A 16,974-nucleotide genomic window follows, 5' to 3' on the forward strand; every position below is an offset into this window, starting at 1 on the left:
ACGGACGGGGCCGGGGTTACCCCGTCCTGCCAGTCCCAACATTGATGCCGTCACCGGCGTACTCGGGCGTATGAGTGAACGCGTCCTCGGGGCGGATTTCAGCGGCGCAGCAGCCGCTGGCGACGCGCTCTGGGTCACCGAGGCGATATCGACGGACGACGGGCTCGAAATTCAACGGTGCTACCGCGGAACCGATGAGTGGGGTCGTGACCGTGAAGCGGCCCATGCAGGCCTCGTCGACCGCATTACCGACGACGATGTGAGCACGGTCGGGCTGGATTTCCCGTTCAGCCTGCCACAGGCGCTACTTGATGCGCAGTGTGGCGGGACCTGGACCGGTTTCGTGGACTGGCTCGCGAGCGGGAGCGGCCCGACCGACCCGGGGTCGCTCTCCGAGGCCTGCCGCCACACCGCCGAGATGGCGACCGGAAGCCGTGACCTGCGCCGGGAGACTGACTTCCGACGCGGTGCACTGTGTCCGTACACGAATCGGACCCGTAGCATGACCTTCTACGGCGTCCGGGACGTACTCGGGAAACTGCGAGCCGACGACGACACGGCCGTCGTGCCGATGCAGGGCTGGGACGCCGACACGCTCGTCGCCGAGGTGTACCCCGCTGCAACCTTTGGCTGGTTGGGCTGTTACCGTGAGGGATACAAGAACGTCGATGACCCCCGACAGCGCCGGGAAGCAAACGTTGCGGCGGTCGAAGCCTGTAGCGTCACCGTCGGCGACCACCGCGATACCTACCTCGGGAACCACGACGCGCTGGACTCGCTGGCCGCTGTCGTCTCCGCAAGCCGACTGGCTGACGGTGCCAGACCGCCCGCAGCAGGCCCACAGAGTGAAGGCTGTATCTACGTCTGACGACGCAGTGGCGTCGATGTCCCAGATCGAAGCCCGGCATATATCAGTTTCCGGACCAACTAGCGTCTATGCCTGACGACCAGGGCGGCTTCGAGGGCGTCCGCGAGAACGTCGACGGCCACCCGATGGTCAACCTCGTCGGCTACGCCACGTCCTACTGGCTCCGGCTGTTCGTCGGTATTCTGGCGGCGTTCTGTACCCGGTTCGCCCGCCTCGTGCCGCCGATAATCGTAGCTGCAGCCATCGACCGCGTCGTCCTCACCAGCGGCGAACCGGGGCTGCTGACCGACGCTGGGCTGTTGCCGCCCGGCGAAATCACGGGCGAAGCCGCCCGGATCGCCTTCCTCCAGCGGCTCGTCGTCATCGCAGCCATCGCGTATCTCATCCGGTCAGCGGCGCGTTTCGGCTCCAGATACCTGCTCCAGTCCAGCGCCCAGAAGATACAGCGGGACCTCCGGAACGACACGTACGACCACCTCCAGCACCTCTCGCTGTCGTTCTTTGCGAACCACCAGACCGGCGGGATGATGTCGATACTCAACAGCGATATCAACCGCCTGGAGTCGTTTCTCAACACGGAGTTCCGCCAGCTAATCCGGGTGGTGGCGACCGTCGGCGGCATCGCCGTTATCCTCTACACATACTCCCCGAAGCTGGCGCTCATCGCGCTCGCGCCGGTCCCGATTATCGGCGTCGCCAGCGGCTTTTTTCTCACGTGGATCGAGCCGCGGTACCGCTCGATTCGCCAGACGGTCTCGCGACTCAACACCCGGCTAGAGAACAACCTTAGCGGCGCGCCGGTCATCAAAGCGTTCGACCGCTACGACTTCGAGCGCAAGCGGGTGACCGACCAGAGCCAGACGTACCACGACGAGAAAGTCGCAGCCCTTCGAATCCGCCGGGCCTTCTTCGCCGGCCTGCGACTGCTGACCGGCATCGTGTTCGTCCTGATTCTGTACGTCGCCGGGATGGACTTCATCACGAACCCACAGGGTGAGGCGGCGCTGTCAGCGGGGGCCTTTACCGCCTTCTTCCTCTACATCCGCCGGCTGTACTCGCCGATGCGCCGCGTGGGCAAGTCGGCCAACAAGTACCAGCTCGCCAAGTCCAGCGCCGAGCGCGTGTTCGGGCTGCTGGGTCAGGACCCCGAAGTCACCGACCCCGCAGACCCGTACGAACCCGACAACATCGACGGGTCGGTCGAGTTCGACGATGTGACCTTCGGCTACGGCGACGAGCCGCCGGTCGTTCGCGACGTGTCGCTGGACGTGCCCGCCGGCGCGACCATCGGGCTGGCTGGTGCGACCGGAGCCGGCAAATCAACCTTGCTGAAACTGGTGCCACGGTTCCACGACGTGGATGCTGGTGCGGTCCGGGTTGACGGCGTCGACGTGCGCGAGTACGGCCTCCAGAGCCTCAGGAGCGAAATCGCCGTCGTCGAACAGCAGCCGTACCTGTTCTCGGGGACGGTCGCCGAGAACATCGCTTACGGCGACCGCGAGGTGCTTGATGCCGAGCAGGCGGACAGCGAGGCGCGAGAGACTGGCTGGGAGACAGCCCGCGACCGCGTCCGCGACGCGGCGGAAGCCGCACAGGCCCACGAGTTCATCGAGGACCTGCCGGATGGGTACGACACGCAGATCGGCGAGCGCGGCATCAAGCTCTCCGGCGGCCAGCGCCAGCGCGTCGCCATCGCCCGTGCCCTGCTGAACGACCCCGAAATTATCATCTTCGACGAGGCGACCAGCGACGTAGACACGGAGACGGAGGACCGCATTCAGGAGAGTATCGAACAGCTGGTCGCGGACCGCACCGCCTTCGTCATCGCTCACCGCCTCTCGACGATTCAGGACGCGGACCGCATCGTTGTGATGGACGACGGCGAAATCGTCGAACGCGGTAGCCACACCGACCTGCTCGCGGCCGACGGCGATTACGCTGATCTCTGGCACGCCCAGGCCGACGACCGAACGGTCAGCGCCGACGACTGAGACTGCTGCTGTCCGACCACCGCCAAGTCCTCGATTGGGTCTACTGGAACTTACCGCGCCGCCGAAGACGTGATTCCACCGTTCAAGTCCACAGCACCCAGCGTGGCTCGCCAAGAGGACGCCAGTCGAGTGCATCTTAGTCGCGACTTCGCGTCTGCTACACTGGCGCGTGCCAACAACACCCCTGAAAGAGATACTTTCTCATATGCACTACAGAGATATTATCGCTCTTTTTAATACACATCAGTTATTAGGTCGGCGTAAGCGTGACATCACTCACTCTCGAACCGCTGACGTACGAGGACATCCCGTCGGAGCGCCGGCCGGGGGTCCTTCAGGCGCTAGTCCCTGTACTCGGTGTCGTCCTGTTCCTCGGCATCGGATCGGGATATCTGAAGCTGGCCCCACACGGGCCGCTGCTCTGGAGCATTGTACTGACTGGTGCAGTCGGCAAATACTGGCTTGGCTACTCGTGGGACGACCTCTACGAGGGGCTCGCGGACAGTCTGCTGATGGGACTGCAGGCGATTCTCATCCTGTTCATCATCTACGGCCTCATCGCGACGTGGGTGAGCGCGGGGACCATCCCCGGGCTGATGTACTACGGCCTCTCGATACTGACACCGGACGTGTTCCTGCCGGCGACAGCGCTGCTTGCGATGGTCGTCGCGTTTTCCATCGGGTCGTCGTGGACGACGGCCGGTACCCTCGGCGTGGCCTTCATCGGCATCGGCTCCGGTCTGGGTGTGCCGACCCCGATGACTGCTGGTGCCATCCTCTCGGGGGCCTACGCGGGCGACAAGCAGTCACCCCTCTCGGACACGACGAACCTCGCGGCCGCCGTGACGAACACCGACCTCTACGACCACATCCGGGCGATGCGCAACGGGACTGTGCTGGCGTTTGGCCTCTCAGTCCTGCTCTACGCTGTTCTGGGACTGCGTGCCGTCGGTGAAATCCCGACCGGGCGTGTCGCCGAGATACAGGGCGCACTCGCTGGGAGCTACGACCTCTCAGTGCTGGTACTCATCCCGCTCGTTGTCACCTTCGGGCTGGCGCTGTACGGAATCCCGGCACTCCCGACGCTCGTCGCCGGGGTCTTTGCCGGGGCTTTCACGACCATCTTCGTGCAGGGCCGGTCGTTCACTGCCGCCTGGACTGTCTTTCTCGATGGGACGGCCCCTGAGACGGGGACGGCACTCGTGAACGATCTGCTGGCCAGCGGTGGTATCTCGGGGTCGGCCTGGACGATTGCCGTCGTCGTCGCGGCCCTCAGTCTTGGCGGACTCCTCGAACGGACCGGTGTCCTCGCTGTGCTCGCACACCACCTCGCAACCGCTGTCCGCGGCCAGCGCAGCCTAGTCGTCGGGACCGGCATTTCGGCCATCTTTGTCAACGCCTTCTCGGCCCAGCAGTACATGAGCATCGTCGTGCCCGGGCTCACGCTCCGGAACCTCTACGACGAGTACGGCCTGACAAGCGACGATCTCTCGCAGGCTATCGAATCCGCCGGGACCCCGACCGGCGCACTCTTCCCGTGGCACGCCGGTGCCGTCTACATGTCTGCGGTCTTCGGGGTTGGAACGCTTGCCTACGCCCCGTACTACTTCTTCGCGTTCCTCTCGCCGTTGCTCCTGTTTGCGACAACGCTGTTCGGCGGACGGTACGACGGGTCCGAGCAGGCTGATTCGGTCGCGTCGTCCGCTGTCGCCGACGACTGAGTTCGTCTACCTCTGGGTGATTCTGTCACTGCATCATCCCCTCCGGCAATGCTGCTGGCCTACATCCGTTCGACAGTGAGGTCACGATCCTCACAGAACGTTTCGAGCCGCCGCCTGATCTTTCGAGCCTCCTCGGATTCACGGCCACCCGCATCGGCCGTCAATCCGTATCCGCCGCCGCCAGCGATGATCGTCACCTCGCAAGTCGTCTCATCTATTAGCTCCAGCACGGTCGTCGCCTGTACCTCAGTGAGTTCCATGCGATAGTGGTTCTCCGTAACCGCCACAACGAACCCGTTGCCGTCATACAGTTCGCGGTTCTCCTCATCAATGTCATGGAACGCCCTGGGCAGCGTGCTCGCGTCCGCGCCACGGACAGTAAATTCGACCCGTTCCATACGAGGCCATGGCGCGGGCTGGGAGAAAGTGATTTGCAACCGAGGGTAGCGATAGTACTGACTACGTTTTCTTGAGCCCGCACCTGGCCGTGTATGTCGCCACGGCTGACCAGACACGGTTTTGAGTGTCGAGCGTCAAGCGGCGGGTATGACTGACCCCGAGACGCTCGACGTGACCATCGTCGACGGCTACGTCGACGAGCCCGCACACTTCGGGGTGCCGCCGTACATCTCGACGTACCCGCGGTACGCCGCCGGCGCGCTGGTCGACGCCGGCGTCCCCCGCGAGCAGATAACGTATCACACTATCGACGAACTCCGGGAGGATAACGCAGTCTGGCGAGACGTGGAGGCCGCCGACCTCATGGTGTACGTCGGCGGCATGACCGTCCCCGGCAAGTACGTCGGCGGGACGCCGGCGGAACCCGACGAAGTGCGCGAACTCGCCTGGACGGCCGACGGCACCTCGCTGATGGGCGGCCCGGTCCGCTTCGGCGTCGGCGAGGCCAACGAGGGCGCGAGCGAGACGGCCCGCGACGACCTCGATTTCGACTTCCTGGCGATGGCCGACGTGGAGGCCGCGGTGTACGACCTCGTCGACTCCGGGCTGGAGGGGTTCAACGACCGCTACCGCTCGGTCGAGGAGGAGACCCGCTGGGCCCGGGCCGGCGCGTTCGTCGTCGAACAGCACCCGAACCACCCCGACTACCTCATCTGCGAGATGGAGACGTCCCGGGGCTGTCCGTACCGCTGTTCCTTCTGCACGGAGCCGATGTACGGCGACCCGGACTTCCGGCCGCCCGAGAGCGTCGTCGACGAGGTCGACGCCCTCTCGGACCGCGGCGTGAAGCACTTCCGACTCGGGCGGCAGGCCGACATCCTCGCCTACGGCGGCGACGGCGAGGCACCCAATCCCGACGCCCTGCGGCGGCTCTACGGCGGCATCCGCGAGGTCGCGCCGGACCTGGAGACGCTGCACCTCGACAACATGAACCCCATCACGGTCGTCAAGTGGCCGGAGAAAGCCCGCGAGGGCATCCGCATCATCGCCGAGCACAACACGCCCGGCGACACCGCCGCGTTCGGCCTGGAGTCGGCCGACCCGAACGTGATGAGCGACAACAACCTCAACGTCACCGCCGACCAGTGCTTCGAGGCGGTGAAAATCGTCAACGAGGTAGCCGGCTGGCGGCCGGGAGGGGACAGAGACACTGCTCCCAACTTCGGCGACGACGCCGCACGCCGGCTCCCGAAGCTCCTGCCGGGCATCAACCTCGTCCACGGGCTGAAAGGCGAGACGCGGGAGACCTTCGAGCACAACAAACGGTTCCTCCAGCGCGTCTACGACGAGGGGCTGATGCTCCGGCGGGTGAACATCCGCCAGGTGATGGCCTTCGAGGGGACCGACATGGCCGACACCGGCGCGGACATCGCGAAGGACCACAAGCAACTGTTCAAACAGTACAAGCGCGAGGTCCGAGAGACCATCGATAACCCGATGCTCCAGCGGGTCGCGCCGCCGGGGACCGTCCTGCCCGACGTACACCTAGAGTACCACCAGGACGGCAAGACCTTCGGCCGGCAACTGGGGACCTACCCGCTTCTCGTGGGCATCCCGGGCGAGCGCGAACTCGGCAGCGTCGTCGACATCGCGGTCACGGACCACGGCTACCGATCGGTCACCGGGGTCCCCTACCCGCTGGACCTCAACAGCGCGTCGATGGACGAACTCACCGCGATTCCCGGCATCGGCCGCAGCACCGCCGGCGACGTGGTGGTAAACAGACCCTACGAGTCGGTCGGAGACATCGACGTCGCGTCCATCGAGCGGTTCGCGACTACCCAGTCTGGGGAAGGCGCTGACTAACTGCCGTTCCCGTCCCGGGAGCGTAACGAACGGAAAGTACTTTTCATTCCGGGGATGACCAAGAGCGTATGACTGCGGTCGAGGTGAGCGTCGTTCTCCCCGCCTACAACGAGGAAGACACCATCGAGAGCACAGTCTCGACGACGGTCGGGACGCTCGCCTCGTTTCTCCCCGAAGACGCGTTCGAGGTCATCGTCGCGGAGGACGGGTGCTCGGACCGCACGCCGGAGATAGCGGCGCGGCTCGCAGACGAGGACAGCCGGGTCCGACACGTCCACAGCGACGAGCGGCTCGGCCGCGGGGGCGCGTTGGAGTACGCCTTCGAGCGGGCCGACGGCGACACGCTGGTGTATTTCGACACCGACCTGGCGACGGACATGGGGCACCTCCAAGAACTCGTCGACGCCGTCCGCGTCGACGGCCACGACGTGGCGACGGGGTCGCGCTGGATGCCCGAGAACCGCGCCGACAGACCTGCCAAGCGGGGGGTTCCGAGCTTCGGCTACAACACGCTCGTCCGGACGCTCCTCCGGTCGGACATCAGGGACCACCAGTGTGGCTTCAAGGCCTTCGACCGGGGGGCGCTGGAGACGCTGTTGCCCCTCGTCCAAGACGAACACTGGTTCTGGGACACGGAACTGCTCGTGAAGGCCCAGCGCAACGGCTACCGGGTGAAGGAGTTCCCCGTCGACTGGACGCCCAAGGGCGACTCGAAGGTCGACATCGTCCGGGACGTGTTCGGCATGGGCAGCCAGATTCTCCGGACGTTCTGGGAGCTGTCGGTCAGCCCCCGGATTACCCGTGAGGTGTCGCTGGGCGCAGGGACGCTGCTCGTCGTCGTCGCCCTCCTGTTGATGACGCAGTACCTCGACCCCGACCGCGTCCTCGCGGAGATGGCCGGGGCAGCGCCCGAAATCGTCGCGCTGAGCGCCGTCGTCTACGCCGTCTCGTGGCCGCTCCGGGGCATCCGCTACCGGGACATCCTCGTCTCGATGGGGTATCGGGAGCGGTGGCGCTTCCTGACGGGGGCGGTATTCATCAGCCAGACCGGGAACCTTGTGTTCCCGGCGCGAGCCGGTGACGCGGTCCGAGCGTATGTTATCAAAGCGCGTCGTTCGATTCCGTACCCGTCCGGGTTCGCGTCGCTGGCCGTCGAGCGGGTGTTTGATCTGCTGACGATAACGTTACTTGCTGGTGTCGTCATGATCGGGCTGGCTGTAACGGGGTCGGCCGAACAGTTGCTGACGGCGCTGACGGGCGATACAGTCGGCGGCGACGCAGCCAGCAGCGGACGGACTGCCGTGGCCGTAGCTGGTGGTGTTGGCCTTGTAGCAATCGGAGCCGTGGTGGCTATTGTCGCCAGTGCGCGGAGCGACCGCAACCTCGTTCGGGCCGTCATCGAGCGACTGAGCGGTGACTCCTATGCTGATTACGTTGCCGGCATTATCGAGGGGTTCGTCGGTGACGTACAGACGGTGGCCGCTGATGGGTCAGCGTTCACTCGTGTCGGCATCGGAAGTCTCCTGATCTGGACGTTCGACGTGATAACGGCTCTAATCGTTTTTGCGGCCTTCGGCTACAGCCTGACGCCGTCACTGGTTGCCGTTGGCTTCTTCGCGGTCAGCGTTGGGAACCTCGCCAAGGTTCTGCCGCTGACGCCCGGCGGGGTCGGTCTTTACGAGGGTGCGTTCACCGTCATCGTCGCGTCGCTAACACCGGTCGGCGTCGCCGCGGCCATCGGTGTCGCTATCGTCGACCACGCGGTCAAGAACATCGTCACCATCATCGGCGGCGTCGTGTCTATGGCCTGGCTCAACGTCTCGTTGACCACAGCCGTCGAGGAGTCCCAGTCGACGGACGCTATCGAACCGGAAACGAACGACTGATCGCAGTGCCGCCGCGTCCTGCAACAGCACCCCACTCGACTGGGATTGCGCTGGCAACACTCGGGCCGATACAACAACGCCCCACTGAGACTTCGCGTCCAGCTAGCAGTCCTCAGGCGGTTCCCTTCTTTATTAATATTACAAATAAGGGAGTCTTTACTAACAATGTTAATCATAATAGTTAATGTTATATAAAGTGGAAAGCTACGCGATTTTGCTATGCTTCAACGTAGCATACGATCGAGCGAACTGGACGGGCAAACGCGACGCAGTTTCCTCAGAGCCTCGACTGGTGCCGTGGCATCGATGGCAGCACTCGGTACGAGTGGCTCTGTGCGAGGGGGCAAGCTCGGCGGTGATGACGGAGAGTACACGGCTCCAGCGGAGTTCCCGCTCGTTTCGACACGTGAGCAGTTCACTGACGACGGTAAACTGAAGGCCAAATATACAGAGACAGAGTACGAAACAGTCGGGGACTGGCAGTCTAACCGGACTAACGACGATACGGAACTCGTCATCTTCGTCCATGGCTGGAGCCTCGGGGAGACGGATGCCAGAGACGCCGCCTACACCTGTCAGATCGGGCTTGAAGCGAACGAGTACGACCAGTTCACCGTGGGGTTCACCTGGGATGCCGATATGGGCGACGGCATTGGCTGGAGCGAAGGGGTCGCCATCGCCGAACAGAACGGTCCGAAGCTCGCGCAGTGGGTTGTCGACCACAACGACAGCGGTGGGCTACCAGTCCGGATACTCGGCCATTCACTCGGTGCGAAAGTGGCTGTGGAAACGATGGCGTCGCTCCACGAGCGTGAACGCGAAGATGCAGTCGAGTCGGTAGCTCTACTGGGGGGCGCTATCGGTGACTCCGTCGTTGAGGTCGATGAGACATACGGCGAGTCCATCAAGTACGCCACCGCGTCTTTCGACAACTTCCACAAGGACGACGACGTGGTGCTGGGGACTGCATTCAGTGCTGCGGAGTGGACGGAAGCAGTCGGTGAAAAGGGTGTCCAGAGTCCCGAAGACGCTCCCGGGAATTACACCGATTACGATGTCACGGCGGCCGTTGCCGACCACAATTCCTATTACGAGCCCGGGGAGGGGTGTCTGCCCGCTGTCGTCGAAACATTTCAGTAGGCAGTGACAACGAAGGGGTGGCGCTACTTATTGTACGCAATTATAACCGGGTTGTGGGAACTGACCCCGAAAATACCCGACAGCTATTATATGAATGGTCATGCGACTGATGCACAAACGTGGGTTTCGTGACGTGTATCGGTGGTCTCGATGACAATACCGGAATGTTTTAATGACTTTCGTTCGAATACAGTGTTACCGACTGCCTCCGGGTTCTGTGATGTCTCCCACCCGGTGAGCACCCGCCTTCGCAACCAATGAGTGAACACACACGGACACGACAGCAACGTGAAGAACAGACGACGGAGTCGACGGAATCAGAGAGCACGGCGTGCCCGGAGTGCAGTGGCTCGCTCGTTATCGACGACGAACACGGCGAAACAGTCTGTGAGGATTGTGGCCTTGTCGTCGAGTCTGACGAGATCGACCGCGGCCCCGAGTGGCGCGCGTTCGACTCCAGCGAGAAAGACGAGAAGTCCCGCGTCGGCGCACCGACGACGAACATGATGCACGACAAGGGCCTCTCGACCAATATCGACTGGCGCGACAAGGACGCTTACGGTAACTCTCTGTCGGGTAAACAGCGCCAGAAGATGCAGCGCCTGCGCAAGTGGAACGAGCGCTTTAGAACGCGGGACTCCAAGGAACGCAACCTCAAGCAGGCCCTCGGTGAGATTGACCGGATGGCTTCGGCACTCGGACTCCCGGAAAACGTCCGCGAGACGGCCAGCGTCATCTACCGCCGCGCGCTGGACGAGGACCTCCTGCCCGGCCGCTCCATCGAAGGTGTCTCGACGGCGTCCGTCTACGCCGCCGCGCGCCAAGCCGGTGTCCCGCGCTCGCTCGACGAGATCACGGAGGTCTCCCGGGTCGAGAAAAGCGAAATCGCGCGGACCTACCGCTACGTCGTCCGCGAACTCTCGCTCGAAGTCCGTCCTGCCGACCCCGAGAGCTACGTCCCGCGCTTTGCCTCCTCGCTGGAACTGTCCGACGAGGCCGAACACCGCGCCCGTCAGCTCCTCCAGAACGCCAAGGAACAGGGCGTCCACTCCGGGAAGTCGCCGGTCGGCCTCGCCGCCGCCGCCGTCTACGCCGCCGCACTGCTGACCAACGAGAAGACGACGCAAGCCGCCGTCTCCGAGGTCGCCGACATCTCCGAGGTCACCATCCGCAACCGCTACCACGAGCTGCTGGAAGCCGAGCAGGACCTGCCCGTCGCGTAACCCGTTCAGGTGTCACAGGGGAGCGTCGGAGAGCGTTTTTTAGTATCGACCGCTCAGCGAGCAGACTCACCGACCGATAACCGCAAGACTAGAGTCGGCCCGCCCGCTGGGACCGGTATGGAGACGACACACCGGGTTCGAACCGGTGACGCCCGCACGCTCAACTGCCCCGACGACAGCGTCGAACTGGTGGTCACGTCCCCGCCCTATCCGATGATAGAGATGTGGGACGACATCTTCACAGAGTTAGACCCCGACATCGGGGCGGCGCTGGACCGCGGGGACGGCGACCGGGCGTTTATCCTGATGCACGACGTGCTCGATGCGGTGTGGGCTGAGATAGAGCGCGTGCTGGTCCCCGGCGGCATCGCCTGCATCAACGTCGGGGACGCGACGCGATCAATGGCGGACGGCTTTCGCTCCTATCCCAACCACGCGGAGATAACCGACCGACTGACCGACCACGGCCTGCGGGCGCTGCCCGATATTCTGTGGCGGAAACCAACCAACAGCGGCGCGAAGTTCATGGGTTCGGGGATGGTGCCACCCAACGCCTATCCGACGCTCGAACACGAACACATCCTCGTGTTCCGCAACGGGGAGCGCCGCCGCCTCGAACCGGGCGCAGACCGCCGCTACGAGAGCGCCTACTTCTGGGAGGAGCGCAACGAGTGGTTCTCCGACCTCTGGGAACTGCCCGGCGAGACGCAGGACCTCGACGACGGGCTCCGGGACCGCTCGGGAGCCTTCCCGCTGACGGTGCCCTATCGGCTCATCTCGATGTTCTCGGTGTACGGCGACACCGTGCTCGACCCGTTTCTCGGCACCGGGACGACGACGCTGGCGGCGATGGTCGCCGGCCGCAATTCGGTGGGCGTGGACCGCGACCCGGACCTGCTGTCGACGCTGGAAGATCGGGTTGCCACCGCTCCGGAGCGCTCCCGAACCATCGCTCAGGAGCGCCTCGCCGACCACCGCTCGTGGGTAGAGCAACGGCGCGCCGACGGCAAGGAACCGGGCTACGAGGCCGAGCAGTACGACTTCGTCGTCAACACGAAACAGGAAAAACGGATCCAGTTCTACGCGGTTGACTCAGTCACAGCGACCGATGACGGCTTTCGGGCTGTCCACGAGCGGGTCGAGTAAGCACGCCTTTTTGTGTGACTCCGTCCAAGCCGACCCATGGACTTCGAGTCGTTCACCCTGCTCGCTGCCACCGACGACCTTGGGGTGGAGCCGGCCGCTCGCGCCGACGCCGACGGGCTGGAGTTACGGATGGATTTCGCCGACGAGCCGCTGGCACAGTTGGACGCCTACGACGGCGATCTCCCGATACTCGTCACGAACCGACCGACGTGGGAGGGTGGCGAGGCCGCTGATACCGCAGGCCGCCTCGATACACTCGAAGCTGCGCTCGAACACGACGCTGTGAGGGCCGTCGACCTCGAACTCGCAGCGCTGGAGGGAGCCGGCGACCACAACGCTGGCCGCGTCGCCGACGCTGCCCGCGACCGCGATGCGTCCGTGGTCGTCTCGACGCACAACTTCGAGTCCACACCTGCCCGTGAGGCGATTGTAAGTCGGCTCGAACGGGCCTGCGCTCAGGGCGACGTGGGGAAGATGGCCAGCACAGCCCAGTCGCCCGACGACGTGTTGGCGATGCTCGGGGCGACCCGAGCGCTGACCACCGCGGGCAAACAGGTCGCCACGATGTGCATGGGGTCGGCCGGTCGCCACTCCCGGGCCGTTGCCCCGCTGTACGGCTCCCGCATCGGCTATGCACCGGTTGATCCCGCTGACGCGACCGCGCCGGGTCAGTACGACCTCGCAACGCTCCGGACGCTGGTCAGACAGCTACAGAGCGACGGCTGATGGGGGAGCCGCCTGTACGGGGCTTTCGTCCGGACAGGGATCCTTCGGAAGATATAGGGGTATGCGAGATAGACTCGCTGAGTATGACTGGCAAAGGACGCAAGCGGCCGTTGCTGGCCGTGGTGCTTGCGTTCATCTTCCCCGGGTTGGGACATTTCTACCTCCGTAAGTGGGTGCGGGGACTGCTGTGGCTCGGGTTACTGTTCATGCTGTCGGTGGTGTTCGTCGTCACTGGCGCTATCGACCCTGTCACCCAGCTAAGCGTAGAGGCTATCTCGTCGTCGTATCAGTCCAGACCCACCGAAGTGACAATCGGCTCGGTTGTGATTACGACGCTCAACGTCGTCGACGCCTACTGGGTCGCGGTCAACGAAAATCAGGCCACGGAAGTCGAAGCCGGCACAACGTGCCCGAACTGCGGCAAGGAACTCGACGAAGACATCGACTTCTGTCACTGGTGTACGACGCAACTGGACCCGCTCGAGGCGGACCAGCAGTAGCCCGACGGCTGCGGTCAGCCCCGAATGGGGTCGGCTTACTTTTCGATGATGCTCTCTTCGATCCGTTCGCCGAAGTGCGTCGCCGTATCCTCGTGGTGAATGAGAATTTCGTCGCCGGGTTCGAGGTCCGTGACGGCGGTTCGGCCGTTCTGGGTGTGGACCTTTATTGTCTCGGCGTTCTGGAGCAGCGTCTCGATACGGTCACCGTCCTTGGTTTCGGCCTGCACGCGGAACATCGGGCGCTTCTCGATTTTCGCGCGGCCGACGATAGCCTCGCGGGTCCGACCGTTCGCGTCGACTATCTGGACCTCATCGCCGGACTGGAGTTCCGAGAGATATTTCGTCCCGCCGTCAGGCGTCCGGACGTAGGCGTGGACCGCGCCGGCGTTGACCCGGAACGGCCGGGAAGCGACGTACGGTGATTCTGCCGTCTCTGCGTGAACGAAGAAGAGTCCGCGAGCCATCGACCCGACGAGCATCCCCTCGTCGTGTTCCATCAGGCTGCCCGTGTCGATACAGACGCGGTCAGCGGAGCCGGTCTGCTCGATGGCGGTGACCTCGGCGTACTCTAGGTCGAGCGATTCCCGTCCCATCTCGTCGCGGACCTCCACCGTCTTGCGGATTTCGTCGACGTCGTCGGTATCTAGCAGGACGCCGTCGGCACCCAGTTCCAGCGTCTCGTAGGCCGTTCGGGCGTCTTCGGCGGTCCGGACGCCGGCGATGAGGTCCGTCTCCTCGCCGACGCGGGCGATGAGGTTTTCGAGTGGAATAATCTGCCAGTTCTCGCCGATTACAATGGTGAAGTCGGCTTCGGCGGCGACCGCCTCGGCGAAGGCCTCGTAGTCCTCGTCGAAGATGCGGACGTAGCCGCCGTCGGGAGCGGCTCCGTTCTGCCGGAGCGTCGAGAGGTCCGCGGACCCGGAGAAGTCGGACGGGAGGTCGACCGTGCCGTCGCCCTCTCCGTCTTTCCCGACGATGGTGGCGTCGGCCTTTGAGTCCGCTGCCTCGGCCTCCATTACGTGGACATCGCCGTTGGTGAACGCAGCGATGTTTATTTCGCCGAGTTCCGAGACGCGTTCGACATCGTCCTCGTCGACCAGTACCCAGTCGACGCCGGCCTCGATACCAGCGGTTATCCGGCGTTTCCGTGTCTCCCAGTCGCCGACCTCGCTGTCGGCTTTGAGCCAGACGCTTCGAGTCATACGCCCACGTCCGCAACGGCGAGGCTTGAACGTGGCGGAACCCGGGTGGGTCTGTCGAGTGGTGAACAGAGAAGAGAAATGGGTACGACAGGCGATTCGGGTGGGTTCCTGGAATTAGAACCAGAAGAAATACGACACTTGTTATTTATCTACATCCGATTATCGTAATTAATTGTTAGCCAGTAAACTTATCAATAAGCTTTACTAATAAAGTAACTACAAAATACGGTCCAGCTACAGATGGTTACTAACCACGTCTACACGATTGCCGGGGCGAAAGGGGGGGTCGGAAAGACGACGTCCAGCATCAACCTCGGTACACTGCTGGCGAGGGCCGGCTACTCGACCGTTGTCGTGGAGATGGACCTGGCGATGGCGAACCTCGTCGATTTTCTCGATGTCGGCATCGACACTGACAAGCACGCGACGTTTCACGACGTGCTCGCCGGCGACGCGTCGGTCACGGACGCGATGTACGAAACCGACGTGAACCTGTCAATCGTGCCGAGCGGGACCACACTTGAAGGGTACGCGGACACCGACCTCGACCGGCTGCCCGGTATCGTCGAAACCCTCAGGTGGCACCACGACATCGTCCTGTTGGACACCCCGGCGGGACTGAGCGAAGAGACGATTCAGCCGCTCAAACTCGCCGACGACGTGTTGCTCGTGTCGACACCGCGGGTGGCATCAATACGGAACGTCTCGAACACCAAAGAACTCGCAGAGCGGGTCGATGCGCCGGTTCGAGGCCTGATCCTCACGAAGTCTGGGACAGGCGCGTCGCCGGGTGCCGATGAAATCGCGACGTTTCTCAACGTCGAACTGCTCGGCCACGTGCCGGAAGACGACGCCGTCCCACATTCACAGGACAGTGGCACGCCCGTCGTCAGGAACGCGCCCAACAGCGGTGCCGCGATTGCCTACGAGCGGATATCCGAACAGCTCGTCGACACCGAGAAGGCGTCGACCGACACCACAAACGCAGGCGCTCTGAAGGAGTCCACTGACTCGGACGACCTAGAACCGAAGGCCCGGCCAACGGAGCAGCCACCACAGAGCCACAGCCTCGGGACAACCGACGGCGGCAAGACAGTCCCCCCATCGGACGCAATCAGGGACGACAGCTGTCTGATCGGTCCAGCGCCAGCCGAGCAGTACAGAGAGGACGAGCCAGCGGCAGACGACGGGGCCGAGCTGAGCGACCTCGATAACCCAGCCGCTTCGGAGACGGACACCGAAAACGAAGCCGAAACCCCGTCGGTAATCGACGGGACTGAGCTGGTGGAGAGCGAACCAGCACCGATGGACGGGCCAGAACAGGATGCTGACGAGGTAGAGCGAGACGGCGGTGTGTCACGAGGTGCCGACACACCGGAAGAAGAACCCAGTGACTCGCCGTCGGACACGCCAAGCGAGCGCGACGCGGATGCCAGCGACGGAGACGGTCTCGGTTCGCGAATGCGGTCGCTGTTTGGCTTTTAGGCCTCGACGGCCAGTCCGGCCTCGCGGAGCGCCTCTTCGGTGGTGGCGTCGTCGTGAACGACAGCGGAGACGGCGCGAGCGATTTTCTCCGGTTCGTCGTGCTGGAAAATAGAGCGGCCCATCGAGACGCCGGCGGCCCCGGCATCCATCGTTCCCCGGACCATCCGGACGGTCTCCTCGTCGGTGCCCTTCGAGCCGCCGGCGATGACCACCGGCAGTGACGTGGACTCGACGACGTGCTGGAACGTCTCGGCAGAGCCGGTGTAGCCGGTCTTGACGATGTCCGCGCCCAGTTCCTCGGCCAGTCGGACGGCGTGGCCAACGGACTGGTTGTAGTCCTCGTTCTCGGCGTCGATGTCAGGGCCACGGGCGTAGGCCATCGCCAGTACCGGCAGGCCGTACTGGCTGGCTTCGGTCGTCAGTTCGGAGAGTTCCTCGATCTGTTCGGGTTCGTACTGGCTGCCGACGTTGATGTGGAACGAGACGGCGTCGGCCCCGGCGCGGATGGCGTCTTCCACCGTTCCCGTGGTCCGCTTGTCCTGCTCGTCCGGGCCGATAGTAGTAGAGCCGTTGAGATGGGTGATATAGCCCGCGTCGTTCTTGTTGGGGTGGACCCGTCCGGCGATGCCACGCTGGGTAAGGACGGCGTCTGCGCCGCCGCTGGTAACCGCGTCAATCGTCGATTCGATGTCTTTGAGGCCCTTTACCGCCCCCATCGTGATGCCGTGGTCCATCGGGATGATGACGTATGTGTCGTCTGTCCCGATGCGTTCGAGTCGTGCGCGTTTTCCTGCAGTCATGATATGAGACAGTGTGGCAAG

At 63.8% G+C, this 16,974-nt stretch carries 14 protein-coding genes; 11 read left to right on the forward strand and 3 right to left on the reverse strand.

The annotated features are described in order from the left end of the window. Positions 1 to 70: 70 nt before the first annotated feature. The 3 genes from DVK00_RS02455 to nhaC all read left to right on the forward strand — a co-directional run bounded on the left by DVK00_RS02455 (position 71) and on the right by nhaC (position 4,580). On the forward strand, positions 71 to 868 hold the full coding sequence (locus tag DVK00_RS02455; RefSeq protein WP_101350777.1) for a DUF429 domain-containing protein: 798 nt from the start codon (positions 71 to 73) through the stop codon (positions 866 to 868). 68 nt (positions 869 to 936) lie between these two features. Then, a complete protein-coding gene (locus DVK00_RS02460) occupies positions 937 to 2,859 on the forward strand; it encodes an ABC transporter ATP-binding protein (RefSeq protein ID WP_121577173.1) in 1,923 nt (640 codons plus the stop codon). Between the two features lie 266 nt (positions 2,860 to 3,125). Continuing rightward, complete coding sequence (gene nhaC, locus DVK00_RS02465; RefSeq protein ID WP_121577174.1) at positions 3,126 to 4,580, forward strand: Na+/H+ antiporter NhaC; 1,455 nt, start codon at positions 3,126 to 3,128, stop codon at positions 4,578 to 4,580. A gap of 59 nt (positions 4,581 to 4,639) precedes the next feature. Here the strand turns inward: nhaC and DVK00_RS02470 are convergent, their stop codons facing one another. Further along, complete coding sequence (locus DVK00_RS02470) at positions 4,640 to 4,978, reverse strand: hypothetical protein (RefSeq protein WP_121535304.1); 339 nt, start codon at positions 4,976 to 4,978, stop codon at positions 4,640 to 4,642. Positions 4,979 to 5,126: 148 nt separating this feature from the next. On the opposite strand from DVK00_RS02470, the gene DVK00_RS02475 reads away from it, so the two are divergent. The 7 genes from DVK00_RS02475 to DVK00_RS02505 all read left to right on the forward strand — a co-directional run bounded on the left by DVK00_RS02475 (position 5,127) and on the right by DVK00_RS02505 (position 13,466). Next, positions 5,127 to 6,845: a radical SAM protein gene (locus DVK00_RS02475; protein ID WP_101350780.1), complete on the forward strand. Its 1,719-nt coding sequence runs from the start codon at positions 5,127 to 5,129 to the stop codon at positions 6,843 to 6,845. Positions 6,846 to 6,913: 68 nt separating this feature from the next. Then, positions 6,914 to 8,731, forward strand: coding sequence for a flippase-like domain-containing protein (locus DVK00_RS02480; protein WP_121577175.1), 1,818 nt, complete (start codon positions 6,914 to 6,916; stop codon positions 8,729 to 8,731). 306 nt (positions 8,732 to 9,037) lie between these two features. After that, complete coding sequence (locus DVK00_RS02485) at positions 9,038 to 9,871, forward strand: DUF726 domain-containing protein (RefSeq protein WP_232794477.1); 834 nt, start codon at positions 9,038 to 9,040, stop codon at positions 9,869 to 9,871. Between the two features lie 257 nt (positions 9,872 to 10,128). Continuing rightward, complete coding sequence (locus tag DVK00_RS02490; RefSeq protein WP_004591241.1) at positions 10,129 to 11,094, forward strand: transcription initiation factor IIB family protein; 966 nt, start codon at positions 10,129 to 10,131, stop codon at positions 11,092 to 11,094. A 117-nt stretch (positions 11,095 to 11,211) separates the two neighbouring features. Then, positions 11,212 to 12,240, forward strand: a complete 1,029-nt coding sequence (locus tag DVK00_RS02495; RefSeq protein WP_101350782.1) for a site-specific DNA-methyltransferase — start codon at positions 11,212 to 11,214, stop codon at positions 12,238 to 12,240. Between the two features lie 36 nt (positions 12,241 to 12,276). Beyond that, entirely contained in the window at positions 12,277 to 12,966 is a 690-nt protein-coding gene (locus DVK00_RS02500) for a type I 3-dehydroquinate dehydratase (protein WP_101350783.1), read from the forward strand. Between the two features lie 83 nt (positions 12,967 to 13,049). Next, on the forward strand, positions 13,050 to 13,466 hold the full coding sequence (locus DVK00_RS02505; protein ID WP_101350784.1) for a DUF6677 family protein: 417 nt from the start codon (positions 13,050 to 13,052) through the stop codon (positions 13,464 to 13,466). Between the two features lie 35 nt (positions 13,467 to 13,501). Here the strand turns inward: DVK00_RS02505 and DVK00_RS02510 are convergent, their stop codons facing one another. Next, positions 13,502 to 14,668 (reverse strand): 3-dehydroquinate synthase II, encoded by a 1,167-nt coding sequence (locus DVK00_RS02510; protein ID WP_101350785.1) that lies wholly within the window; start codon positions 14,666 to 14,668, stop codon positions 13,502 to 13,504. 240 nt (positions 14,669 to 14,908) lie between these two features. Here DVK00_RS02510 and DVK00_RS02515 point away from each other — a divergent pair, with 240 nt between their 5' ends. Beyond that, a complete protein-coding gene (locus DVK00_RS02515) occupies positions 14,909 to 16,153 on the forward strand; it encodes a P-loop NTPase (RefSeq protein WP_121511562.1) in 1,245 nt (414 codons plus the stop codon). Here the strand turns inward: DVK00_RS02515 and DVK00_RS02520 are convergent. After that, entirely contained in the window at positions 16,150 to 16,953 is an 804-nt protein-coding gene (locus DVK00_RS02520; RefSeq protein ID WP_101350787.1) for a 2-amino-3,7-dideoxy-D-threo-hept-6-ulosonate synthase, read from the reverse strand. The two genes, DVK00_RS02515 and DVK00_RS02520, sit on opposite strands and share 4 nt — an antisense overlap. Positions 16,954 to 16,974: the final 21 nt, after the last annotated feature.

Origin of the sequence: Haloarcula sp. Atlit-47R (assembly GCF_003665985.1) — an archaeon.
GTDB lineage: Archaea > Halobacteriota > Halobacteria > Halobacteriales > Haloarculaceae > Haloarcula > Haloarcula taiwanensis.